Below are 255 nucleotides of genomic sequence, written 5' to 3' on the forward strand. Positions count from 1 at the left end.
GGTTCTCACTGGTTGCCCAGCGCCGGGGACCAGGGTGACCAGGTGGCGTGGAAGACCGGAAGGCCGGCGTCGCGGAGTTCCCTGACGACGCGGGGATCGTCGTCCACGATCAGGACCACCTCGCGGTAGCGCTGAAGTTCGTGCATTCGTTCAAGCTTGACCACCCGAGCTGGTCTCTTGTCGCCCTGCGGCTGCATCACCAGTTCGCCCAGCGGCAAGCCTCGTTCCGTGAGCCACCGGCGGGTCGCCTCCGCC

Annotated in this window: 1 protein-coding gene; it reads right to left on the reverse strand. The window is 67.5% G+C overall.

Features of this window, described 5'->3' with window-relative positions:
• Positions 1–5: 5 nt before the first annotated feature.
• Positions 6–255 (reverse strand): phosphatase domain-containing protein (locus QSK25_RS45320; protein WP_502881965.1); only part of this gene is annotated, 250 nt, incomplete at its 5' end.

This window comes from Lentzea sp. NBRC 102530 (genome assembly GCF_030269365.1).
Lineage (GTDB): Bacteria > Actinomycetota > Actinomycetes > Mycobacteriales > Pseudonocardiaceae > Lentzea.